Here is a 23,963-nt window from a genome sequence, read left to right as displayed (position 1 = left end):
TGGGGTCAAGCGTGGCGCAGGGCTTCTATCGGGTCAAGACGCGCCGCACTTTTGGCGGGGAAATAGCCAAAGACGATGCCAACCACCGCCGAAAACGCGAACGCACCCGCAATGACCAGCGGGTCGGGGGTGAACGGAATGGACAGCATCCGCGCGCCGACATAGCCCAGCCCAAGCCCCAGAAGAATACCGATCAGCCCCCCGATCAGCGAAAGCACGATGGATTCCACCAGAAATTGCAGAAGGATCTGCCGCTCTGTCGCCCCCACTGCCAGCCTGATCCCGATTTCGCGGGTGCGTTCATTCACAGACACCAGCATGATGTTCATGATGCCGATGCCGCCAACCAGCAGGCTGATCCCGGCAACCGCAGACAAAAGCCCCGTCAGAACAGAGGTGACCCCCGTCAGCATCGCAGAGATCTGCTTCATATCGAAGACGTTGAAATCGTCGTCCTCTCCCGGTCGGATACGGCGGCGTTCGCGCATCAGGCGTTCGATATCGGCCTTGGCCTTGTCTGTTGTCACCCCGTTGCGGACCGCGGCGTAGATCATCGCAATGTCGGGGTTTCCTGACACACGGCGCAGAAAGGCGCGGATCGGGATCAGGATCAGATCGTCCTGATCGCTGCCGAAGCTTGACGCGCCTTTCGGTTCCAGCAAGCCGATGACGCGGCAGGCCACATTGCCAAGCCTGATAGAGGCGCCAAGCGGATCGCCTGCCCCGAACAAGTCTCGCCGCACCGTATCCCCCAGAATACAGACCATGGACCCCGCATTCAGCTCGCTGTCCTGAAAGCCGCGTCCGCTGGCCAGATTCCAGTCCCGAACAGTCAGAAAGCGGGAATCGGTGCCGGTCACCGCGGTATCAAGATTGGCGTTGCCGATCACCACGGTCATCATCCGGCTGTTCGACGGCGCAGCCGCGGCGATGCTGTTCAACTCGGTTCCTATGGCCTCGACATCCTGTAACGTCAGACTGGCCGCCGCACCACTGGCCCCGCCCGGACCCTGCGCGGGACGTCCGGGCCGGATCATTAACAGGTTGCTGCCCAACGATGCCACATCCGCCTGAACCTGCCGGGTAGAGCCCTGCCCAACCGTCACCAGCGCGATGACCGACCCGACCCCGATCACCACCCCAAGCACCGTCAAAAACGACCGCAGCGCATTGCGCCACACGGTAAACAGCGCCAGCCTGATCGCCTCAAACAGCATGATGCTGCACCCTGTCAGAGACCAGACCGCCATCCAGAAAATGCACGACCCGACCGGCATAGGCGGCCATGTCAGGTTCATGCGTGACCATCAGGATCGTCACGCCCCCATCGCGGTTCAGGTCGGTCAGAACCTGCATGACTTCCTGCCCGCGCCGGGTGTCCAGATTGCCCGTCGGCTCGTCCGCGAGGATCAGATCGGGGCGGGTGACGATGGCCCGTGCAATGGCCACGCGCTGTTGCTGACCGCCCGATAGTTCCGACGGGCGATGCGCTTCGCGGTCCTTCAGACCGACCCGGTCCAAAGCCTCCAGCGCGCGGCGGCGGCGCTCGGTCAACGCAACACCCTGATAGATCAGCGGCATCTCGACATTTTCCAGCGCAGAGGTGCGCGGCAGCAAGTTGTAGCCCTGAAAGACGAACCCGATAAAGTGCCGCCGCAACAGGGCCCGCTGGTTGCGGTTCAGGGCGCCAACCTCTGCCCCGAGCAACCGCAGGCTGCCTTCGGTCGGTTGGTCAAGGCAGCCGATGATGTTCATCGCGGTGGATTTTCCGGACCCTGACGGCCCCATCACCGCCAGAAACTCGCCCGCGCGCACGCTAAGATCAATCCCGCGCAGGGCGTGTACCGCGCCCGCGCCCGATCCGTAAACCTTGGTCACGCCGGTCATCCGCAGCAACGGCTGCGGGTCCCGCCCAGTCATGTGCCCGCGTCCATATCAGTGATCACGCGGTCGCCTGCCGCGAGTTCTCCCTCGCGGAATTCGGTGAACGACCCGTCCGATGCGCCCGTTCGCACCGGCGTTTTTACCGCTGTGCCGTCGCGCAAGACCCAGATAGAGCGCCACCCGTCGACGCTTGCCGCGTTGGGGGCGATCGGTGCCGTGGACGGCGGCCGCCGGAACAGCATACCCAGCAAACCCGTGCCGCCCGCATCCCCGCCCACGTCCTGCGGGGCAAATCGAAGGGCCGCGTTGGGGATCAGCAGCGCATCGGTCACTTGGCCCACGGTAATGACCGCCACCGCCGTCATGCCGGGACGCAGCAACAGGTCGGCATTGTCGATCTCCAGCACCGCCTGATAGGTCACCACCCCGTCCACGGTTTTGGGAAAGTAGCGCAGGGTGCTGACCGTGGCAGGGAAATCCCGGTCCTGGAATGCCTCGACCGAGAACTCCGCCGAATTCCCGACGGCCACCCGCCCGATATCGGCCTCGTCCACATCGACCCGAAGTTCCATCCGGCGCAGATCCTCGGCCAAGGTGAACAACACCGGCGCCGACAGCGACGCGGCAACGATCTGCCCCGCATCGACATTGCGGTCCAGAACAAGACCGTCGATCGGGGCGCAGATACAGGCCTTTGCCAGATTGGCCTCGTTCAGTTGCACATCGGCCTCGGCCACAGCCACATCCGCCTCGGCGCTGGCCAATGCCGCCTCGGCACGACGCAACGCCGCCTCGGACCCGATATAGACCTCCAGTGTTGTGACGCCGCGCTGAAACAGGCTGTCGGCGCGCAAATAAGCCGCCTGCATTTCTGTCCGGGTCGCCTCGGCCTCTGTTACGCGGGCCTTGCGCGCGGCAAGGGTCGCGCGGCTGTGGGCAAGGCCTGCTTCCAGCGCAGTGGTGTCCAGTCGAGCCAGCACCTGCCCGCGCGTGACCTGGTCGTTGTCGTTCACCTCGACGGTGCGGATGGTGCCAGACAGCTCGCTTGACACCTCGACTTTGCTGGTGGGTTCCACCGTGCCCACGGCCGTTACCGTGGTGGTCAGCGTCCCGCGCTGAAGGACTTGGGTGGTGTATCGCGCGGCACCGCCGCTGTCCGTGCGAGTCATAAGATACCAACCGGCAAGGCTTGCCACCACAAGCGCCAGAACCGCGGCAATCCGCAAGGGATGCCATGTGCGTTCGGCGCCCTCGGCAAGAAGGCGGTCGATGTCGATCTTCTCGTCGCCCACGATGGCCCCTTTCCTGCGCCCTTCATCAGGCAACGTCAGCGCCCTGCCCCGTAATATGCGGCGCACTCGGCCTCGCGCCCCCGCACGACGCGCTTGCCCTCCAGGGGGCCATGCGGCTCTGTCACCACGGTGCACCGCCCCTGCGCGCCCTTGTCGTTGTGATAGTCGATCACAACCCAGTCGCGGGTCCGGTCAAGCCGGTGTGCAAGCGCCGTGTTGGAATAAAGCGCGGTCATTTCCCACCCGCCGTCGGTCCGGTGCTGGATCGGCAGCCACGACAGACCCTCGGGATTAAAGCGGCGCGGGGCGATCATGCGCAGCTTTCCCGCCTCTGCCGCCGCGCGATAGGCGTTGTCCATCCGCAGCAACAGCCCCACGTCGGGCCGCTCGCCGGCTGTGGCGCGGGGCGCGCCTGCGTTGATCCGCGCCAACCTGTCGGACAGCCCGGCAAGGATCATCGCACGACGTCGCGGCCCCAACCCCGGAACCTTGGTCCCGGGCTGCAAAAGCGCCATCTCCAGCGCCTCCAGCGTCTCGGCATCGGTTGCCTCGGCCAGACTTGCGGCAAGGATCGGACCTATTCCCGGCAGCGTGCGGAACAGGCGGTCGGGCGCCGCAGCACCGCTCATCAGGTCAAGCCGCGCCCAATGCCCGGTGCGCAACATCTCGGCGATGGCCGACGCAATGCCCGCGCCGATGGTTGGCAAGTCGATCAGCCCGTCCAACCCCTGTTCCGCCAGAACTTCGACCAGGGGGCGGTCCATCCGCTGCACTGTCCCCGCCGCCGCACGGTAGGCCCGTTCCCGAAAGCCGTCCCCGCCCTGCTGCGCCAACAGATCCGCATAAGCCACAAGCTGATCTGCGATGTGGCGGTTCTGCAAAAGGCCGTCGCGCAAGGCACGCCTGGTCATGGCGTCGTCTTCGGTGCCATCTGTCCCGTTTTTCATCTGCCTGCCGTCCCTTTGGCATCCCTTTCGGGGTCAGGGCAAGAATGGCAGGTGCTCGCTGCGCCGCATTGACCCCCGTCAATGCCCCCCGTCTGCCGCCGTCCTGAAACCGGACAGGGCCAAGGTCGCATCAGGAGGGTCAATTCATCCCATCATCCGCAACCACCGGATCAGAACGGGCGTGATGGTCAGCATCAAAAGGACCGGCATCATGATCCCGGCCATCACGGCGGACATTTTCACGGGCAGTTTATTCGCCTGCTCCTGCGCATTCAGCTCGCGGGTCAGGCGCATTTCATTGGAGAACGCCGACAGGGCCTCGGATATGCTGGTGCCGAAATGGGAGGACTGGATGATGACGTTCACAAAGGCCAGAACCGCCTCGACATCACAGCGCTCGGCCATGTCGAGAAGTGCACGCTCCCGGTCTTTTCCAGCCTGGATTTCCAGTTGCAGGATGGTGAATTCAGCCGAAAGTTCGGGTGCGACGCGCGCCATCTCATGGGCCACGCGGGTCAGCGCCGCATCCATACCAAGGCCCGCTTCGATCGAGACTTGCAGCAAGTCCAGCGCGTTCGGAAAGCTGTAGCGCACCCGCTCGCGTCGCTCTGCCATGCGGGAGTTCAGCCACAAAAGCGGGCCGTAGTACCCGGCCACGATGCAGACGGTCATGATGTAAAATGTCTGAAGATAGGTGACGCCGGTCAGAAACGCCTTCAGCTTCAGCGGCAGGTCCACATAGCCGGGCAGATATGTCGCCGCGACAAACAGCAGCGGCAAAACCAACGACAGAAGGGTTCGGACCAGATAGAAATTGCGCACAGCATAGCGGCCATGGACGCCCGCCTGCCGCAACTGTTTGGCGATCTTTGTCCGTTCGTGCTGCGATCTGGGCAAAAGCGCCTGCAGAATACCGCTTGGGTCATTGTCCTGCGCGCGGATCAGGGTCTCTCGCGGACGACGCCCCGCCCCCAAAGCGGGGGTCCGCATTCTCAGGGCTTCCGGGGATGTGTTGCTGACAAGCGCCCCTGACATCCCGAAAACAATGATCAAAACCCCCAGACCGATGCCTGCAAAGGCCAGAACTTCAGGGCCAAGCCCTGTCGACTGGATAAGGGTCTGCATGAGTGTTTCCATGGCACATCTCCCGGTTCAGAATTTGAAATTGACCATGCGGATCAGGATGAACCCCTGAAGCACGATAAGGCTGATGATCGAGGCCATGATCGGCATGAACAGCGGATCGGATTTCACATCGCCATAAAACCCCGGCGAGGTGATCGTGATCGTCGCAAAAATGATCAGCGGCATGCAGGTCAGGATGACCGCGCTCAGTCGCCCCTCGGACGAGATCGCGTGGATCTTCTTGTGCATGACCGCGCGGTCGCGGATGACTTTTGACAGCACCTTCAGAATGCGGGCCATATTGCCGCCTGTTCCGTGCTGGATGCCGACGCTGACCGCAAGATAGCGCGCGTCTTCTATATCGACACGCTCGGCAAAGTCGTTGAACGCGGTAACGATGTCGTCGCCATAGCTGACCTGATCCTGAATGATACCGAACTCGCTGCCGATCGGGTCCGGCATATCCGACGCGACGCTGGCCACCGTCACGCTAAGCGGATGGCCGACCTGAAGCCCCCGCGCCATCAGATCCAGCGCGTCGGGCAGTTGGGCGGTCAGTTTGGCCATCCGGGCACGCCGCCGATTGCCGATCACCAGAACCGGACCGCCTATCGCAGCCGAAACCGCAACAAGTGCCGCGACCGGCACGGGGAACCTGACGCAAAGCCCGACGAACAGAACGGCACCAAGCAGGCCAAAGCCAAGGATAAACCAACGGGCACTGATATGGAGTCCCGCCTGCCGCATCTGCGCGGGAAATGACGTTGCATAGGCCATCACCCCGCCGGTGCCCTGCCCTTCGCGTTTGTCCAGAAAGACGTTCAGGCTTTGCTCGGTTACGACACCTTTCTTGCGCATCCGCATCCGGCGGTTCAACGCCTGATCCCGATCCTCGGTCCGCGACAGAAATTGCCGCAGCCCGTCAAAGGCAAGCAGCACACCGATAAAGACCGCCACATAGATCAGAAACCGAAGTTCGGCTGATTGCGGACCAGTCATGACATCACCTCGTCGCGCTGGAACAGCTTGGGATCAAGCAAGATGCCCGCGTCTTGCAGCATCTCGAAACACTTGGGCCGGATGCCCGTGGTCATGAAATCGCCCAGCACATCGCCCGCCTCGGATTTGCCCCGGCGGCGGAACACGAACAGATCCTGCATGGTGATCACCTCGCCCTCCATTCCGGTGATTTCGGAAATGCTGATCACGCGGCGGCGCCCGTCGCTCATGCGGGCGACCTGCACGACGATGTGAATAGAGGTGGCGATCTGGGCGCGTATCGTGCGGATCGGCAGGTCCGCCCCCAGCATCGTCACCATCTGTTCCAGCCGGCTGAGAGCGTCGCGGGCCGAATTGGCGTGAACCGTGGTCATCGACCCGTCGTGGCCGGTGTTCATCGCCTGCAACATGTCGAAACACTCAGAGCCGCGCACCTCGCCGACGATGATCCGGTCGGGCCGCATCCGCAGCGCGTTGCGCACCAGATCGCGCTGCGAGATCGTGCCCTGCCCTTCGGAATTGGCGGGGCGCGTTTCAAGCCGCACCACATGCTCCTGCTGCAATTGCAGCTCTGCCGCGTCCTCTATCGTCACAATGCGCTGGTTGTGGTCTATGAACGATGACATCGCGTTCAGCATGGTTGTCTTGCCCGACCCCGTGCCACCCGAAATCAGCACGTTCAAACGCGCCTCGACCAAGGCTTGCAACAGCGTGGCCGCGGCAGTGCTAAGCGCGCCGTTCTCGATCATCCGGCTCAATGTCAAAGGCTTGCGCGAGAATTTGCGGATCGACAGCGCAGGGCCATCAACCGAACATGGCCGGATGATCGCGTTGACGCGGCTGCCGTCCGGCAATCTGGCATCGACCCAGGGCTGGGATTCGTCGATGCGCCGCCCGACCTTCGACACGATCTTGTCGATGATCCGCAGAAGATGCCGTTCATCGCGGAACCGCACCGGGCTTTTCTCCAGAATCCCGAAGCGCTCGACGTAAATCTGCGAATGAGAGTTCACCAGAATATCGTTGATCGTCGGATCGGCAAGCAGTGGCTCCAGCGGGCCAAGGCCCATGACCTCGAAGATCAGTTCGTCCACCAGTTTCGAGAACGCCTCGGACCGCATCGGCATGCCTTCGGATTCCAGCCGTTGTCCGACAAGATCGGCGATCTGGCGGCGCAATTCGGGCTTTTCGATCTTGTCGATCACCGACAGGTTCAGCCGGTCCAGCAGTTCTTCATGAAGGCGGCTTTTCAGTTCCAGATGGGCCATGAGATCCACATCGACCTCACGCTCGTATTGTTTTTTCGCGAAAGAAATCTCGGGCACCGCATCAAGCCGCACGACGTTATCGGCAGCCTTGTGGGTCCGTTTATTGAAATCTTTGAACATGGCTTGGCTCACTTCTTAATTGGCGATTGCAATCTGTCTTGGCAGTGAATTCTGTGTGGCATCGGCAAACTTGCGGAACGCCTTACCGATGTCCGAACCGGCATGGCCCAGCATAAAGGGCTGGCCCTGATCGGTGGCTTTGCGCACGATTCTGGGACGGTCGGGCAACCAGTGGGAGAACGACGCGCCCAGAACGTCTTCGGCCTCTTTCTGGGCGGCGGTTCTGATCATCGGGCGGCTTTCGCGGTTCACGACCAGACCGACAGACAACCCGATCTGCACCTCGCGGTAAAAATCCATCAGGCGTTTGGCATGGCGGACAGAGGGAACAGAGGTGTCCATGACAATTGTCATCCGGTCCGTCCGCAGCAACACCGGTTCCAGCCACTCGGTCAGAACGCGCGGCAGATCGACGACTACATAATCATATTCGGCCCGCAATGCGTCCAGCAGGGCGGCCACCAGATCGGGGCGCAAGGCGGTCAGCGGAACGATGGACGGCGGGGCATTCAGAATATCCAGACCGCTGGAATGGCTTTGCATCATGGATCTGACATAGGCGCGGTCCGGCAACTGGCCGCTCGTAATCAGGGTGCTGAAGGCACCGTTGTCTTCGAGATCGAGCAGCACATTGGCGTTGCCGAATTGCAGATCCAGATCAAGAAGCGCCACGCGCGCCTTGGTGGCCCTTTTGAACAGGCTGTTGTGGCCAAGCAACGCGCAGGCAAGGTTCACGGCAACCGTTGTTCCGCCCGCCCCGCCCCGCGCCTGTGCCACCGAAAGAATGAAACCTTCGTTTTGATCGGGCGCCATATGGTGGGCTGCGGGCGTCCGGCGGGCGTTCAGCGATTTATCTATCACCCCCGACAGCCCCTCGAACGAGATGCCCGAGGGCAGAACCTCGTCGATGCCAGCGTCCAGAAACCACCGCGCCTTGGACAACGACACATCGCCATCGGTCAGGGCCAGAAACAACGTATCCTCCTGCCCCTTTGTCAACAATTCACGGATCGCGGCCATCTCGCGCTCGTCCTCGGGGTCGGCCTCGAAGATCACGACATTGCTTTCAAAGGTCAGTTCGGCGGCGTGGCCGTTCATCGCCGCAAGACTGGAATGGGCGACCTTGACCCGCGTGTCCCGGCTTTCGCGGAACCCTGCGGTAATCCTGTCGGCCAGTTCCTGGCTTCGGGTGACGACAAGAATTGATCTGGTGTTATGATCCATTGATCTCTCCATTGCGCTATCCTGCCTCGCCTGCTGCAAGATCTTCGGCGGGCATCGAGACGCTGAAGGTCGGGCGAATGATGTCTGCGCCCATGCCTGCGGTGTCCGCCGCCCCCGCCGCCCCCGCCAAACCGCCCAAAGGCGAGACGAATTCGAAATCCGGCAGATGCAGATCGACCGTCACCATCGGTGTGTATGGCCCGCCAAGGAACCCCAGGTTTGCATCGAAACTGTAGGAAAACTGCATATTCCCGATGGCACTGCCCGCAGGCAGGCTGGACGCGATGCGTGCCCATATCTCGGTGGCCGTCGCATTGGTTGCAGCCCCCGCGCAGGTCACCGTCGCGACCGTGGCACAGGTGCCGGGAAATGCGCGGCACGAAGTCCCGAAACGCGGTTGCGGGTCTGCGGTGCCTCTGGTGTAGCGGACCGGCACACCGGCACAGGCGGGCGGACGCACCGCCGCGATCCGCGCCGCAATCGAGGCGGATTTCTCGGCCAGCACATTGGAAAACGCCAGCCGCCCGAAATCCAGCAGGGCAAACAGTAAAAGAAAGAAAACGGCGCAGACGATGGCGAATTCCACCATCACCCCGCCCCGCTCTGACCGTGCAAACCCTGCAGAACGCATGCTCATATGATGCAGGCGGTTCATTGGCCGAAGATCCGTGATTGGTCGACGACATCGGTGGTGACCGAGGTCAAGCCGGACCCGAACAGGGTGAACAGATTGCCGAACGGAAACACGATGGTCATATTCGCGCTGACCGTGGCCATTGGCGCAGGGTCGGTGCGGTAGCCGCCATTGATGCAGGACACCGTCGGGGTCACCGAATTGATCGTCACCAGCGTCGGTAACACCGGGTTGCCGCCAATATCGGATTCCACGATGGTCTTAAGCTGCGCTGCATAACTATCCAACCCGCCCGAGGTCAGGCAGATATCGACCGGCGCCACCCGCGCCAGATACCGGCTGGCGTCGCGGACACCGGCAATCGCGCTTTGATAGCTCCAGAACATGCGGGCGGATTCAATGGTGATCGCGAAGAACAGCAGCATCAGCGGCAGGACAATCGCGAACTCGACCAGAACGGCGCCATGTTCGGCCTTGGCAAAGCTGCGGAATGGGGGGATGCCGATGCCCATGCCCGTCACCTGTATAACTGCACGACATCGCGGAAAATTCCGCCGTCGCCAGCCGAGGTATAGCCCGCCAGTCCGGCAGACCCGATCACCTCGACATAAAGATCGAATGTTCCGGGCGATCCTGTGCCCGTGCCCACCGGATCGGTCAGGAACAACTCGAAAAACTCGGCAACGGGAACATTTTTCGCCGCGCCGCTGATGCTGTTGGCAGCGCAATCAATCCCGGCCGCGATCACGACACGACGGTTCGCAGTCGCGGTTTTCGGTCCGGTATAACACTGCGTGACACCCGTTTCGTCGCGCCCCATCAACAAGGGGCTGCCAGAGGCCAGGCTTTTCAGATAGGCGATTTCCCTCAGATATGTCTCGTAGCGGGAGCCGGCGGCGGCATCCACGGTGAAGGCGGTCAGGTGGTCATCCCAGGATGCGTCATAGGCCGTCGTTCCCGTGGCATAGCCGGGGGTGCCGTAATTCCAACCGATGTATTTCTGATAGTCCCATGTGCCATGCCCGAACCGCGTGCAGGTTCCGGCGGAAAAGCAGCTGTCATGCGGCAGGCCGATCGAATTTGTCGAGCTGGACACGCCGGTATTCCCACACCCGCCGGTCTGACCTGAGATGATCGTCGGGGCCGGCTGGTAATCGGGGTCGGACTTCAGCTTGTTCAGCGAACTGCTGTACCGGTCGAACCGCATGTTGAACGCATCGTTCCAGACGCCAACCGCCTGCCCCGGCTGAATATCGACGCCGCGCTGCGAATAGCATGACGTGATGTTCTGGGCCGCGCCGATCAGGCAGATGACGATGTTGTTCAGACCGTTTTCCCCGGCACAGGTCGCCCCCAGATTGGCCGATGACGGGTCAAGGAACCCGAAATCCCCCGGCCCCCAGGCCGCCCCGTTGCCGCCTGTGCGCAACAAGATCTGGTCGCCGCGATGGTTTTCCGCCTTATAGCTGGTTTCAGGTGCGACCGGCGGGGGCAGGCAAAACATCAGCGGGGTGATGTCGCATGCCTCTTGCGTGAAACCCGCAACGGCCTCGGCGCTGAGATCGGCGGTGACAGGGTCCGACCCCGCACCCAGAATGGAATTGATCGCCCGCAAAAACGGAAGCGTCAGCGAAACCGGCGTCACGACGACCTGAACAAATGCCGCCTTGCTGGCCACCGTCGTGGCATTCGCGCCAAGTGGCGTCAGATCAGAGGCGGGAAGTTTGGTGTGGAATGTCAGGGTGTAATCGGAGGGGCCCGACAGGATGCCGTCGCCTGATCCAAACGTCTGGCTGTCCGTCACCAGATTGGCCGCAGCGCTTGTCGCGCGGGTGATGGCATCGCCTTGTCCGTCCAGTTCGGCGGCGGCGGCCAGCGCCACGTTATCGGCAAAGGACTGAAGTTCGGAATGCGTGGCGTTCATCCGCCCGATGTCGAACGACAAGGACACAAGCCCGATCACCGCCACAATGGCAGAGACCCACAAAAGCGCAATTGTGCCGGTCTCGTCGGTGCGAAAGGCGGAAAGATGGTGTCGGATTGACATTGTGTTCCCCTTTCCGCCCGATCACTTCAACTGGACGACTTCAGATGTCGTGCCCCGGCGCACCGTGATCGACGGGCGGCGGACAACAGCCACGGGCGCAATTTCCTGCGCGGCCTCGGGCGCTGTGACCTCGACCACCTTGACGGGTTCGTTGAACAGATCGCCCATTTCGACCAGCGCAAGCGTTTCGTCCGTGCTGTCATCCAGCCCGCGCAAAGTCAGGCTTAGCAGACCGACACGTTGCGCAAGGGCAAGGCGCTGGCCCTGATCAGGTGTCACCTCGACCGTGATGGTGCGGGCGACGGCGGGCTGATCGGCGCTGTCCTCGGATTGCTGATCGACGCCGATCACGCGGATCGCTTGCAGGATGGTCCCTGCGCGCTGCTGGTCGCCACCGCCCTGGGTCATGACGATATCGACAAAATCGCCGGGCGTCACAAAGCCGCCGACGGCGGTGGACGCGTTGACGCTGATCGCCATGGCGCGGTTGTTTGCGCCCAGCTTTTGCACGATCGTCACCCGTTCGCCGGGTTGCGACAGTTTGGAGTCCAACAGGATTTCGCCGGCATAGATGCGGGTCAGTGCACGACGGGGTGTCACACCGGACCCCAGAACAGCGCCCAGCGATGTATAAGCCCCGACCGGTACTGCCTCGCGCGGCCACGAGTGAGTTTTGACGGCCAGACCGTCAATAGGCTGGCCGAACTCAATCGTGGATTGCGCGACGATAACATCGACCATATCCGCACTGGGGGCGGCAATGGCGGCGCCGTCGGTCGGGCCTTGTAAAAATTCCTTGGCCATAAATACGGAGCCCCCAGCGAGTGCTACTCCGAAAACGGTAATGAGGAGCGACTTGATACGCATGAGAGCCTCCAAGTTTTGAAATGGGTAAGTCTGTAAATGTATAATGAATTTGGCCGGTGACCGGGCCGTTCCCGCGCCTCCCGAAAATATCGGGAAGCGCGGAGTTCGCGATCAACCGGGGGCAACGGGAGCCGTACACGCGGCTCCACCGTTTAGGCCCGTGCACGCATCTTGAACCTTAACACCGGCAGTCGTGCCGAGAGTGGTCATCACCCCGATACCGATACCGGTCACCACAAGCAGGGCTACGGCGTACTCGACCATGGCCGCGCCGCACTCGTCTTTCTTGAACCGCAGTGCGGCTTTCATGAACGTCTTAAACATGGGTATCCCCCTTTGGAAAAATTGATTTCGTTGTTATCCACCCCGGCGGCAGACCAAGGCAGGAGCCCGAAAGCCTTGCTCTCGAATTCCCGATCATCATAACAAGCCACCGCAGCACAACGCATCCATCAGGCAGTTGAACTTCACACGTCATGGGTGTTTTTCCCCTGCACCACAGCTGTCGTGGCTTGTAGAAACAAGGGATTAGACGATGGGTCGAATCAATTTCGAATCGTTTATCCACAAGGAAAAAAAGTCAGAAGTGGCAACAATAAGGCGGAATTTCGATCAATCGTGTTCCCACTGTAATCAAATAGGGCATTGCCTGCCGCATGATGAAAAATCGACCTATTTTAAAATATTTATATTCAAAATCATAAACTTACCGGCTTTTTCTCAATCAAGAACAGACGATCCATCTCCCTCCGCCAAAAGATATAACTTGCCTAATTGCGGCAAAAATGGGGAACATAATCCATTAGCGTGGTTAACGATTTCTCATTTTAGAAAAATTTATCCACAAGGTGATAGGGATGGGCAGTCGTGAAAAGCCGTTAAAGGGACATGATACCTTTGTGTCATCGCCCGTAAGTTTTGGTGTCATTGCAGAATGGGTTGAAACGCTTCACGGTCTCGGGGACTGCGAACAGGCGATAGAGCGTCTGTTGAAGCTGGTGAAGGGCGACGCCGCCTTTCTTGTCCGGTTCTCGAAGGAAACCAACCACGCCAAAACAATCAGCTTTGTCGACCCCGAGGCCCGGAACCTTTTCGCCATAGAGCGGCAATGTTTCGCAAAGCAGGTGTTCGGCGCGGATCTGATGCAATCCAGATCAGGCAGTCTGTGGGTCATGCGCAGCACGAATGATGAGGACTGGGCCGATATGTCCGGCGAATTGCGCGAACAGATCAGGGCGCAGCAGATCCATTCGGTCGCCGTCATTTGCCTTGTGAACGCGGCGCTTGGCATGGACATCCTTGAAATCCAGTTCGGAACGGCCATCCCGGATCATGACCGCGTCTTTTTAACGATGATTTCGGACACCCTTGCGAAAACATGGCAACAACGCGCGCCGGGCACCGCACATCGCCAACTTGCGCGGAACCGGCAGATGCGCACGCAAGACACATTGCGCGCCGCCGCTCATTCGATTGTGCGGATTGATAACCCCTATGGACTAAGCAGGTCAGAGTTCAGGATCTGTCTTATGATTCAGGACGGATTGCTTCTAAAGGATGTCATAAAAGAGTTGGGGATACAGCAATCCACCGCAAGGTCACATTTGCATTCCATCTATGAAAAAACCGGAAGCGTTAGCCTGCTGGACCTGTCGAACAAGCTGCATCTGGGATATTCGGGTGGCAGGCCGCCTGCGCCGCCGGTGGATGAAACCCTGGCAGGTCTGGGTATTGCAAAACAGGGACGCTGACCCGGCATTGAAAGGTTCAGCCGTCTGATCGGATCATCCCTGTCGTCAGGCGATCCACCATGCCAAAGGGTCCGAAACCCCGCGCCCGCCGGTCCTCAATACAGCCCGATCGGATTGCCCTGCGCTGTCCGCGCCACCGCGACCGTGTCATAGATCCAGTCCGCATCGCCCAGATCATCATCGTCGGTATAGGCCGAGGGCGTGACCAGCACCCGCAGCCCCGCGCCCCTGGCCGAAAGGATGCCGTTGCGGCTGTCCTCGAAGGCCAGACAGTCCGGCGCCGCCAGCCCCAAACGCGCCAAAGCCAACAGGAACACGTCTGGGGCGGGCTTTTTCAAAGCGACCTGATCCCCGGCGGCGATCACGTCAAAGACCTGCGTCGCCGGCAGACCCCAGCAACACTGGCTCAGCGCCTCTACGTTGGGCAGGTTCGTGGTGGTCGCAACCGCAATCGCCATGCCAGCGGCGCGGGCATCGGTGACAAGATCGGCAATACCGGGGCGCAGCGCCAATTCGCCGTTTGCAAGCATCCGCGTATAAATTGCGGTTTTATGGGCGTGCAGTCGGGCGATCTCATCCGTATCCAGCCGCCGTGCGTCCTTTGGCAAAGCCGATTGATGAACCGCCATGCGCTCCTTGCCGCCGGTGGTTTTCAACAGCGCGCGATACCGGTCCGCAGTCCAGTGCCAGTCAAGCTGCCAATCGGCAAACGCCGCGTTAAAGGCCGCGCGATGCGCCTCCTCGGTTTCAGCAAGCGTACCGTCCACGTCGAAAATCAGGGCCTTGGGTGGGGTCATTGCAGCCTCTCGAAGGTTTGGACGATGTCAGGAAGAGCCGCGAAATTGCTAAAAAGCGCATCATGCGGCAGACCGGCCACCGGCACCTTGCGATAGCCTTCGGTGAACAGGATGAAACGCACATCTGCCCGCGCGGCGGTTTCGGCGTCCACCTCGCTGTCGCCCACATAAAGGCCGGGCTGACAGGCCAGAAGCGGCGCGGGGTCGGGTTTACGTTCGGGCAGGCTGTCGCCGCCGATCACCTGATCGAACAGCGGGTAAATCCCCATTCGGCCAAGGATATCACAGGCGGGGCGCGCGGGCTTGTTGGTGCATAGCGCAAGGCTGTGACCATCGGCCTTCAGGCGATGCAGCGCCGCCTCGACGCCCGGATAAAGCACCGTCAGGTGGCCATTCACAGCGTCATAGTGGCGGCCAACCAAGGGCGCGATGTCTGCGTGACGGTGTTTGTCCATGCCCCGTGCAGCCATCGCCAGTTTGACCAGATGCGGCAGGCCGTTTCCGATAAACGACGTGACCGCCGCCAGATCAAGCGGCTCCAGCCCCTCGTCGTCCAGCATACGGTTCACCGCCGCCTGAATATCGGGGGCGCTGTCGATCAGGGTGCCGTCAAGGTCAAAGACGATACGGGGCATAAGGAGCCTTTCTAAACGGGGTTAAACGCCGGTCGCAGCGGACCGGATCGCGCGGATATTTTCGCCGTAGGGCGCAGGGTTGGCAACAGAGCCGCCCTTGAACACCGCCGATCCCGCGACAAGAACATCGGCCCCAGCCCGCGCCACCAACGGCGCGGTTTCGGGCGTCACACCGCCGTCGATCTGGATATGGATCTCGCGGTCGCCGATCATGGTGCGCAGGCGGGCCACTTTTTGCACCTGCGAATGGATGAATTTTTGACCGCCAAAACCGGGGTTCACCGTCATCACGCAGACCAGATCAATCATATCCAGAAGATATTCGACCGCCTCGGGGGGCGTGGCGGGGTTTAGCGCCAGACCGGCCTTGGCCCCGCTGGCGCGGATCGCCTGCATGGTGCGGTGGGTGTGGGGGCCGGCCTCGGCGTGGGCGGTGATGACATCGGCACCGGCGGCGGCATAGGCCTCGATATACTGGTCCACCGGCGAGATCATCAGATGCACGTCCATTACCGTTTTGATATGCGGGCGGATCGCGGCGCAAAGCGGCGGGCCGAAGGTCAGGTTGGGCACAAAATGCCCGTCCATCACATCCACATGGACCCAGTCGCAGCCCTGCGCCTCGATCGCGGCGATCTCCTGTCCGAAGTTGGCGAAATCCGCCGAAAGGATCGACGGGGCGATCTTGATGCTGCGGTCAAAAGTCATGATGTTCTCCGGTGTGGTGTGGACCGGACGCAAGGAGGCCCCGCGCCCGGTTTATGGATCAAGCTGCGGAATTGATCCGCAGGGCTTGGCGCCAGTTCGGGAAAAGCTGGTCAGCGTCGCCGGGGAAGCTTTCAAAGGCGCGGGCGAATTCATTGTGCTCTTTCGCAAAGTCCAGCGGATCGGCCCCTTGTTTCCAGCATTGTTCCGCCTGCCGGAGCGATATAGCCCCCGCCGCCGCCCCGTCGATATGCCCGAAGGCCCCGCCACCTGCGGTCAGGATCAGGTTCGAATTGCCAAGGTTTTCAAAGAACCCCGGCATCCGCAGCGCGTTCATCCCGCCCGAAATGATAGGGGTCGTCACCCCCATGCCTTCCCATTCCTGATGGAAATACGGCCCCGTGGCACTGTCCTGGGTGATCATATAGGCCATCAGCTTGTCTGCGGCTTCGCCTTCCATCTTGCCATAGCCCATGGTGCCGGTGTGGATGCCCGACGCGCCCTGCATCCGGGCCATTTTCGACAGCACAAAGGCGGTATAGCCGCGCATGGTCTGGGGCGAGGTCACCGCGCCGTGACCTGCACGGTGGTAGTGCAGATACTGCTTGGGAAAGCACCGGCGGGCCGTGGTGATCGCGGCGGGACCGGTCACATAGCCATCCACAAGAAAGGCCACATGGTCGGCATTTTCCTTGAAGGTCTCAAGGATGAATTCGCCCCGCGCGATCATCTCGTAGTGGTCGTCGGCGGTGATATTTGCCGAAAACAGCTTGGCCTCGCCGGTCTTGTCCTGCGCGCGGCGCATGGCGTCGGCGACCAGCGTGATGGTCTCTTTCAGCGGCGCAAAAAGCTGGTTGCCCTGTGGTTCGTCGTTCTTGATGAAATCGCCACCCAGCCAGAAGTCATAACAGGCGTTGGCAAAGGGCTGCGGGCGCAGGCCCAGTTTTGGCTTGATGATTGTGCCGACGATGAAACCGCCGTTCACAACGGGGCGGCGCAGCACGCGCCACAGGTCGCTGATTGTCGTCGAGGGGCCATCGAACAGGCGCAGGAAATTCGGCGGCACATAGAAGTCGTGCATCTTGGCATATTCGACATCGCCCATGCCCTGATTGTTGCCGATCGCCAGCGTCAGGAAGGAACAGATCATCGCCCGCCCGTCCGTGATGTTCCGGTCGAACAGCTCGACCGGATAGGCGATCTTCATCAGCTCTTTCGCCTCGTCGATTTCATAGACGATCGCGTCGACACCGCGGGTAAAATCATCGGTTGTGGACACGTCCACATTGGTTCCGGTCGAGCTTTCGGCAGCGAAATGGGCTGCTGTCTGCAGGTAGTTGCCGTAACCGGCCTTCGGTTTCATGATATAGGCGACAAGGATGTGGCCACCGGCCTTGATCAGGTCCTCTTCGCGAAGGGAAAGGTTTGCGTAACGATCGGATTGGTCCATTTTTTCTCTCCAGTTGCAAGGTTTCAGGCGGCTTTTGCGGCCGCGTTAACAGGGCTTAGCGCGCCGCCAAGATACCGGGCGGCCATCTCGTCCATCGAAATCACCTTGATCGCGGCGGCATGGCCCGCAGTCCCGAAACGCTGGAACCGGTCAAGGCACAGCGCCTCCAGTTCCTGCATTGCCGGAACAAGGAATTTGCGCGGATCGAACTGCGCGGGATCGTCCTGCGCGACTTTGCGGAACTGGCCGGTCATGGCCATCCGGCAATCGGTGTCGATGTTGACCTTGCGCACGCCCATCCGGATGCCGCGTTCGATTTCCTCGACGGGCACGCCATAGGTTTGCGGCATGGCCCCGCCCGATGCGTTGATCAGATCCTGCAAATACTGCGGCACCGAAGACGAGCCATGCATCACCAGATGCGTATCGGGCAGCTTTTCGTGGATCGCGGCGATGGTGGACATGGCAAGGATTTCGCCGTCGGGTTTGCGGGTGAACTTATAGGCGCCGTGGCTGGTGCCGCAGGCGATTGCCAGCGCATCGCAGCCGGTCCGGCTGACAAAATCCACCGCCTGATCGGGGTCGGTCAATAGCTGGTCATGGCTGAGTTTGCCCACCGCGCCCGACCCGTCCTCTTCGCCTGCCTCGCCTGTTTCAAGGCTGCCCAGAATACCCAGTTCTCCCTCGACAGAGGCGCCGACCGCATGGGCGGCTTCGGTCACACGGCGGGTGATATCGACGTTGTAGTCATAGGACGCAGGCGTTTTCATATCGGCCAGAAGAGAGCCGTCCATCATCACGGATGTGAACCCGTGGCGGATCGCCGACAGGCAGGTCGCCTCGTTGTTGCCGTGATCCTGATGCATGCAGATCGGGATGTCGGGGTGCATCTCGACCAGCGCCTGCACCATATGCCGCAGCATGATGTCGCCGGCATAAGACCGCGCGCCGCGGCTGGCCTGCAAGATCACCGGCGCATCGCATTTGCGCGCAGCAGTCATGATCGCAAGCCCCTGTTCCATGTTGTTGATGTTGAACGCAGGCACGCCATAGTCGTTTTCGGCGGCGTGGTCCAAAAGCTGTCTGAGTGTAATAAGTGCCATTTCGTTCTCCTTTTAGGCCGCAATATTCGTGCGCATCAGCGCGGCAATTCCCGGCAATGTCTTGCCTTCAAGCCATTCCAGAAAGGCCCCGCCGGCGGTGGAGACATAGGTGAAGTCATCCGTGACCCCGGCGTGGTTCAGTGCGGCAACCGTATCGCCGCCCCCCGCAACCGTGACGGCCTGCCCCGAACGGGTCAGACTGGCGGCGATGCGGGCCAGATCGACCGTCGCGCGGTCAAAGGGTTCCATCTCGAACGCGCCAAGCGGCCCGTTCCACAGGATGGTGCCGGCTTTGGCCAAGGCATCGCCAAACGCCCCTGTCGCCGCAGGGCCCGCATCAAGGATCATCGCATCCGGCGGGCATTGATCCTGCGCGGTGACGCGGTGGGGCGCGCCGGGTTCGAATGCTTCGGCGCAGACCACATCGATTGGCAACAGGATCTCGCACCCCGAAGCTTTGGCCAGCGCGCGGATCTCGGCGACCATCGCAACCTGATCGACTTCGTGCAGGGATTTGCCCATCGGTGCGCCGTCGGCGTAAAGAAAGGTGTTGGCCATGCCGCCCCCAACGATCACCGCGTCAAGCTTGCCCACCAGATTGCGCAGAACCGCAATCTTGGACGATACCTTGGCCCCCCCGACAATCGCGACCGAAGGGCGGCGCGGCGCATCAAGTACATTCGCCAGCGCCTTGATCTCTTCCAGCATCAGCGGTCCGGCGGTGGCAGGCATCATCCCCGCCACCCCTTCGGTCGAGGCATGCGCCCGATGCGCACAGGAAAAGGCATCGTTGACGTAAATCTCTGCAAGTGCGGCAAATTCTGCGGCCAATCGCGGATCGTTGGTTTCCTCGCCCGGCTCGAACCGGACGTTCTCGCACAGCAGAACCTCGCCATCACCCACCGCAACCGCATAGGCCTGCGCCTCCAGCCCGTGGCAGGTCGGGGAAAAAGTGACCTCGACCCCCAAAGCCGCGGACAGCGGGCAGACCAGCCGCGCGGTGGAAAACGCCGGATCGGCCTTACCACCGGGGCGGCCGAAATGGGTCAGGATCACCAGCCGCGCGCCCTTGGCAAGCAGCGGTTTCATGCCCGCCGCAAACCGGTCGATCCGGCTGGTGTCGCTGACTTTACCGTCCCGCATCGGCACGTTCAGGTCGGCCCGGACCAACAGCCGCTTGCCCGCGACATCCATATCGGTGATGGCGGAAATCCCGATCATCGGATCAGGTTCCCCATCGCCACGGCGGTATCTGCCATTCGGTTGGAAAAGCCCCATTCGTTGTCATACCAGCTAAGGATACGGACCATGTTGCCGCCCATCACCTTGGTCTGATCCATATGGAAGACCGACGAATGTGGGTCATGGTTGAAGTCGATCGAGACATTGGCCGCGTCGGTATATCCCAGAATGCCCTTCAGCGGCCCGTCAGCGGCAGCGCGGATCGCCGCGTTCACCTCGTCGACCGTTGTCGCCCGCGCGGCCTCGAACACAAGGTCCACAACCGAGACATTGGGGGTCGGCACGCGGATCGCCACGCCGTCCAGCTTGCCGTTCAGTTCGGGCAGCACCAGACCGACGGCCTTGGCGGCCCCGGTCGATGTGGAGATCATCGACAGGGCGGCGGCGCGGCCGCGGTAAAGGTCGCTGTGCATGGTATCAAGCGTGGGCTGGTCGCCGGTATAACTGTGGATCGTCGTCATGAATCCGCGCGTGATCCCGATGGTTTTGTTCAGAACGTAAGCAACCGGCGACAGGCAGTTCGTGGTGCAGCTGGCGTTCGATACGATCAGGTCGTCGGCGGTCAGCGCGGTGTGGTTTACGCCGTAAACGATGGTCTTGTCGGCCCCTGCACCGGGCGCTGAAATCAGCACGCGGCGGGACCCGTTTTCCAGATGCATCGCGGCCTTGTCGCGGGCGGTGAACAGGCCTGTGCATTCCATCGCCACATCCACACCGTCCCAGGGCAGATCCTTCGGGTCGCGCAGGGCGGTCACCTCGATCGGCCCCCTGCCGATGTCGATGGTGTTGCCCGCGACCCTGACCTCGCCCGGAAACCGGCCATGCACGCTGTCGAACCGCAGCAGATGCGCGTTGGTTTCCACCGGACCAAGATCGTTGATGCCCACCACTTCGATATCGGTGCGGCCCGATTCCGCGATGGCGCGCAGCACGTTGCGCCCGATCCGCCCAAATCCGTTGATTGCTACTTTGACAGTCATTCTGGCGTCCTTGATTTCAGAAGGGTCATGGCAGCCTTGGCAACGGCGTCTGCCGTTATGCCAAAGTGCGCGTAAAGATCTTCGATCGGGGCCGAGGCACCGAAGCCCGTCATGCCGACGAAGGCGTCATCGCGGTCCAGCATCAGCTCCCAGCTTTGCCGGATCGCAGCCTCGACACCCACACGGGGCGCGCGGCCCCGCACCTGCGCCTGATAGGCCGCGTCCTGTTGCGCGAAAAGTTCGAAACAGGGGGCGGACACGACCGCTGCGTTGATCCCAAGGGCGGCAAGCCTGTCCGCTGCCGCCACCGCGATCTCGACCTCGGACCCGGTGGCGATCAGCGTCACATCCCGCGCAGGCACATCGCGCAGCACATAGGCACCGCGCGCCGACAGGTTTGCATCGGTCGCAGCGGTGCGCAGCACCGGCAGGGCCTGCCGCGACAGGGCAAGCAGGCTGGGCGTCCCGTTGGAAGTTGCGGCAAGTTCCCAGACCTCGGCGGTTTCGATCGCATCGGCAGGGCGAAACACATTGAGGTTCGGGAGCGCCCGCAAGCTTGCGACATGTTCGACCGGCTGGTGGGTCGGGCCATCTTCGCCAAGGCCGATGCTGTCATGGGTCATCACATAGGTGACCGGCAGGTTCATCAGCGCCGACAGCCGGATCGCGGGGCGGCAATAGTCGGCAAAGGCAAGGAAGGTGCCGCCGTAGGTGACGAACCCGCCATGCAGCGCGATCCCGTTCATGATCGCGGCCATCGCATGTTCGCGGATGCCGTAGTGGATATAATCACCGCCATAGTCATCGCGGCTGATCGGGCGCATCGCTTTGGTCCGGGTCAGGTTCGATCCGGTCAGATCGGCAGAGCCGCCGATGGAATTGGGCAAGGTGGCATTGATCACCTCAAGCGCCATTTCCGAGGCTTTGCGCGTCGCGACCTTGGGTGCTGTGGCAAAGAGGTCGGCGCGGTAGCTGCGCATCGCCTCCCCCAACCGGACCGCATCGGGGGCCGCACGCGAGACGGCGAAGGACGCGGCCTTGTCGGAACGGGCCAGCGCGGCCTGCCATTTGGCATGGCGTCCCGCCCCGCGCCGGGCAATCGCGTGCCAGCCATCGTAGACATCCTGCGGAATCTCGAACGGCGGATAGGGCCAGTCCAGTGCAACGCGGGTCGCGGCGATTTCGTCAGCACCCAGCGGCGCGCCATGCACCTTATGGGTGCCCGCAACCGTCGGGGCGCCCTTGCCGATCACCGTACGGCAGGCGATCATCGACGGGCGCGGATCGCTGCGTGCAGCGGAAATCGCGGCGGCAATCGCCGCGTTGTCATGCCCGTCCACCGCCTGCACATGCCAGCCTGACGCGGCAAAGCGGGCCATCTGGTCGGTCGAGGTCGACAGGTCCGTCGCGCCGTCGATGGTGATGCGGTTGTCGTCCCAAAGGACAATCATCCGGCCAAGCCCAAGGTGGCCGGCAAAATCAATCGCCTCCTGACTGATCCCCTCCATCAGGCAGCCGTCGCCGGCGATGACATAGGAGTAATGGCCCACCAGATCGTTGCCGAAGCGGGCATTGTGCAGCCGTTCCGCCAGCGCCATGCCGACAGCGGTGGAAATGCCCTGCCCCAACGGGCCGGTTGTGGTTTCTATTCCCTTCGCGTGGCCATACTCGGGGTGGCCCGCCGTCCGCGCGCCCAGCTGGCGAAAGCGGCGCAGCTGGTCCATACCCATATCATCGTATCCCAGCAGATGGTTGATCGCATAGACCAGCATCGACCCATGCCCCGCCGACATCACGAACCGGTCGCGATCCGGCCATTCATGATCCGCCGGATCGACGGTCATGAACCGGTTGAACAGCACGGTCGCCACATCCGCCATACCCATCGGCGCGCCGGGGTGGCCAGAGTTTGCGGCCTGCACGGCATCCATCGCCAAAGCGCGGATCGCATTGGCCATACGGGTTTCGGTCATGGTGGACATTACGGTTTGCCGGTTCATGGAAAGGCTCCTCTGGCGCGTTTGGATTCAGAAACGAGGCGGATCACCAGCGGCGTAAAGATCAGCTGCATTGCCAGATCCATCTTGCCGCCCGGAATGACGATGGAATTGGCGCGGCTCATCCAGCTTCCGTCGATCATCGAGGTGAGATAGGGAAAGTCGATCCCGCGCGGGGTCTTGAACCGGATCACCACAAGGCTTTCGTCGGCTGTGGGAATCCATCGGGCGATAAAGGGATCGGAGGTGTCGACCACCGGCACCCGCTGGAAATTCACGTCGGTTTCGATGAACTGCGGGCAGATGCAATGCACATAGGCGGGCATCCGGCGCAGGATCGTGTCGGTCACGGCCTCTGTGGAATAGCCGCGCATTTTCTTGTCGCGGTGGATCTTTTGTATCCATTCCAGGTTGATGACGGGCACAACCCCGATCTTAAGGTCGGCCAGCGCCGAAAGATTCACCTCGTCGTTGACCACCGCGCCGTGCAGACCTTCGTAGAACAACAGGTCGGCCCCGTCCTCGAAATCGGCCCAGTCGGTGAAGGTGCCGGGTGGGGTGCCCCATCTCTCGGCCTCTGTCGCGTCGTGGACATAGTGGCGGGTTTTGCCCCGGCCGCTCTCGCCGAACTCGCGGAACACGCGCTCCAGTTCGTCCAGAACATTGGCGTCATAGCTGAAATGGCTGAAGCTGGAGACGCCCCCCGTCTTGCGCCGGTCCAACTCCACTTTCATCGCGGCTCTGTCGTAGCGATGAAAGGCGTCGCCTTCGATCGACACGGTCTTGATGCCTTCGCGGCGGAAGATCTGGTCAAACGTGCTTTTGACCGTCGTGGTCCCCGCGCCAGAAGAGCCGGTGACCGAAATGATGGGGTATTTCTTGCTCATTTTAAATCC

23 protein-coding genes are annotated in these 23,963 nt (G+C 61.6%); 1 reads left to right on the top strand and 22 read right to left on the bottom strand.

Going from position 1 to position 23,963, the window contains the following annotated elements; genetic code table 11:
• Nucleotides 1–5: 5 nt before the first annotated feature.
• The 13 genes from ACEN2R_RS04670 to ACEN2R_RS04610 all read right to left on the bottom strand — a co-directional run bounded on the left by ACEN2R_RS04670 (nucleotide 6) and on the right by ACEN2R_RS04610 (nucleotide 12,731).
• Nucleotides 6–1,217, bottom strand: coding sequence for an ABC transporter permease (locus ACEN2R_RS04670; protein ID WP_442039708.1), 1,212 nt, complete (start codon nucleotides 1,215–1,217; stop codon nucleotides 6–8).
• Entirely contained in the window at nucleotides 1,207–1,920 is a 714-nt protein-coding gene (locus ACEN2R_RS04665) for an ABC transporter ATP-binding protein (RefSeq protein ID WP_442039706.1), read from the bottom strand. Before ACEN2R_RS04665 ends, ACEN2R_RS04670 begins: the two co-directional genes overlap by 11 nt.
• Nucleotides 1,917–3,176, bottom strand: coding sequence for an efflux RND transporter periplasmic adaptor subunit (locus tag ACEN2R_RS04660; RefSeq protein ID WP_442039704.1), 1,260 nt, complete (start codon nucleotides 3,174–3,176; stop codon nucleotides 1,917–1,919). Before ACEN2R_RS04660 ends, ACEN2R_RS04665 begins: the two co-directional genes overlap by 4 nt.
• A 35-nt stretch (nucleotides 3,177–3,211) precedes the next feature.
• A complete protein-coding gene (locus tag ACEN2R_RS04655; protein ID WP_442039702.1) occupies nucleotides 3,212–4,123 on the bottom strand; it encodes a DNA-binding protein in 912 nt (303 codons plus the stop codon).
• A 144-nt stretch (nucleotides 4,124–4,267) separates the two neighbouring features.
• Complete coding sequence (locus tag ACEN2R_RS04650) at nucleotides 4,268–5,260, bottom strand: type II secretion system F family protein (protein WP_442039700.1); 993 nt, start codon at nucleotides 5,258–5,260, stop codon at nucleotides 4,268–4,270.
• 15 nt (nucleotides 5,261–5,275) lie between these two features.
• Nucleotides 5,276–6,247, bottom strand: coding sequence for a type II secretion system F family protein (locus ACEN2R_RS04645; RefSeq protein WP_442039698.1), 972 nt, complete (start codon nucleotides 6,245–6,247; stop codon nucleotides 5,276–5,278).
• Complete coding sequence (locus ACEN2R_RS04640) at nucleotides 6,244–7,635, bottom strand: CpaF family protein (RefSeq protein ID WP_442039696.1); 1,392 nt, start codon at nucleotides 7,633–7,635, stop codon at nucleotides 6,244–6,246. Before ACEN2R_RS04640 ends, ACEN2R_RS04645 begins: the two co-directional genes overlap by 4 nt.
• A gap of 15 nt (nucleotides 7,636–7,650) precedes the next feature.
• Entirely contained in the window at nucleotides 7,651–8,859 is a 1,209-nt protein-coding gene (locus tag ACEN2R_RS04635; RefSeq protein ID WP_442039694.1) for an AAA family ATPase, read from the bottom strand.
• 16 nt (nucleotides 8,860–8,875) lie between these two features.
• Nucleotides 8,876–9,496, bottom strand: a complete 621-nt coding sequence (locus ACEN2R_RS04630) for a TadE/TadG family type IV pilus assembly protein (RefSeq protein ID WP_442039692.1) — start codon at nucleotides 9,494–9,496, stop codon at nucleotides 8,876–8,878.
• A gap of 14 nt (nucleotides 9,497–9,510) precedes the next feature.
• Nucleotides 9,511–10,005, bottom strand: a complete 495-nt coding sequence (locus tag ACEN2R_RS04625) for a TadE/TadG family type IV pilus assembly protein (protein ID WP_442039690.1) — start codon at nucleotides 10,003–10,005, stop codon at nucleotides 9,511–9,513.
• 5 nt (nucleotides 10,006–10,010) lie between these two features.
• Nucleotides 10,011–11,540, bottom strand: coding sequence for a pilus assembly protein TadG-related protein (locus ACEN2R_RS04620; RefSeq protein ID WP_442039688.1), 1,530 nt, complete (start codon nucleotides 11,538–11,540; stop codon nucleotides 10,011–10,013).
• A gap of 21 nt (nucleotides 11,541–11,561) precedes the next feature.
• A complete protein-coding gene (gene cpaB, locus ACEN2R_RS04615; protein ID WP_442039686.1) occupies nucleotides 11,562–12,407 on the bottom strand; it encodes a Flp pilus assembly protein CpaB in 846 nt (281 codons plus the stop codon).
• 111 nt (nucleotides 12,408–12,518) lie between these two features.
• Nucleotides 12,519–12,731 carry a Flp family type IVb pilin gene (locus tag ACEN2R_RS04610; RefSeq protein ID WP_442039684.1) on the bottom strand — a complete coding sequence of 71 codons (213 nt, stop codon included), beginning with the start codon at nucleotides 12,729–12,731 and terminating at the stop codon, nucleotides 12,519–12,521.
• A gap of 533 nt (nucleotides 12,732–13,264) precedes the next feature.
• Here ACEN2R_RS04610 and ACEN2R_RS04605 point away from each other — a divergent pair.
• Entirely contained in the window at nucleotides 13,265–14,158 is an 894-nt protein-coding gene (locus tag ACEN2R_RS04605; RefSeq protein ID WP_442039682.1) for a hypothetical protein, read from the top strand.
• A gap of 95 nt (nucleotides 14,159–14,253) precedes the next feature.
• Here ACEN2R_RS04605 and ACEN2R_RS04600 read toward each other — a convergent pair whose 3' ends face one another.
• From ACEN2R_RS04600 to ACEN2R_RS04560, 9 genes are read right to left on the bottom strand one after another with little or no spacing between them, the layout of a single operon-like run.
• Complete coding sequence (locus ACEN2R_RS04600; protein ID WP_442039680.1) at nucleotides 14,254–14,955, bottom strand: HAD-IA family hydrolase; 702 nt, start codon at nucleotides 14,953–14,955, stop codon at nucleotides 14,254–14,256.
• Nucleotides 14,952–15,590 (bottom strand): phosphoglycolate phosphatase, encoded by a 639-nt coding sequence (gene gph, locus ACEN2R_RS04595; RefSeq protein WP_442039678.1) that lies wholly within the window; start codon nucleotides 15,588–15,590, stop codon nucleotides 14,952–14,954. Before gph ends, ACEN2R_RS04600 begins: the two co-directional genes overlap by 4 nt.
• Nucleotides 15,591–15,611: 21 nt before the next feature.
• Complete coding sequence (rpe, locus tag ACEN2R_RS04590) at nucleotides 15,612–16,298, bottom strand: ribulose-phosphate 3-epimerase (RefSeq protein WP_442039676.1); 687 nt, start codon at nucleotides 16,296–16,298, stop codon at nucleotides 15,612–15,614.
• A gap of 58 nt (nucleotides 16,299–16,356) precedes the next feature.
• Nucleotides 16,357–17,745, bottom strand: a complete 1,389-nt coding sequence (locus ACEN2R_RS04585; protein WP_442039674.1) for a ribulose-bisphosphate carboxylase — start codon at nucleotides 17,743–17,745, stop codon at nucleotides 16,357–16,359.
• A gap of 23 nt (nucleotides 17,746–17,768) precedes the next feature.
• Entirely contained in the window at nucleotides 17,769–18,848 is a 1,080-nt protein-coding gene (fba, locus tag ACEN2R_RS04580; RefSeq protein WP_442039672.1) for a class II fructose-bisphosphate aldolase, read from the bottom strand.
• A 12-nt stretch (nucleotides 18,849–18,860) separates the two neighbouring features.
• Nucleotides 18,861–20,066 (bottom strand): phosphoglycerate kinase, encoded by a 1,206-nt coding sequence (locus ACEN2R_RS04575; protein ID WP_442040019.1) that lies wholly within the window; start codon nucleotides 20,064–20,066, stop codon nucleotides 18,861–18,863.
• Complete coding sequence (gene gap / locus ACEN2R_RS04570; RefSeq protein ID WP_442039670.1) at nucleotides 20,066–21,070, bottom strand: type I glyceraldehyde-3-phosphate dehydrogenase; 1,005 nt, start codon at nucleotides 21,068–21,070, stop codon at nucleotides 20,066–20,068. Before gap ends, ACEN2R_RS04575 begins: the two co-directional genes overlap by 1 nt.
• Nucleotides 21,067–23,070 (bottom strand): transketolase, encoded by a 2,004-nt coding sequence (tkt, locus tag ACEN2R_RS04565; RefSeq protein ID WP_442039668.1) that lies wholly within the window; start codon nucleotides 23,068–23,070, stop codon nucleotides 21,067–21,069. Before tkt ends, gap begins: the two co-directional genes overlap by 4 nt.
• Nucleotides 23,067–23,954 carry a phosphoribulokinase gene (locus ACEN2R_RS04560; RefSeq protein ID WP_442039666.1) on the bottom strand — a complete coding sequence of 296 codons (888 nt, stop codon included), beginning with the start codon at nucleotides 23,952–23,954 and terminating at the stop codon, nucleotides 23,067–23,069. The genes tkt and ACEN2R_RS04560 overlap by 4 nt, the downstream gene beginning before the upstream one ends.
• Between the last annotated feature and the right edge of the window lie 9 nt (nucleotides 23,955–23,963).

The organism is Pseudogemmobacter sp. W21_MBD1_M6, assembly GCF_052119585.1.
GTDB lineage: Bacteria > Pseudomonadota > Alphaproteobacteria > Rhodobacterales > Rhodobacteraceae > JBGQOJ01.
Note: the sequence above shows the minus strand (reverse complement) of the source record. Positions and strands in the feature narration are given on the sequence as shown.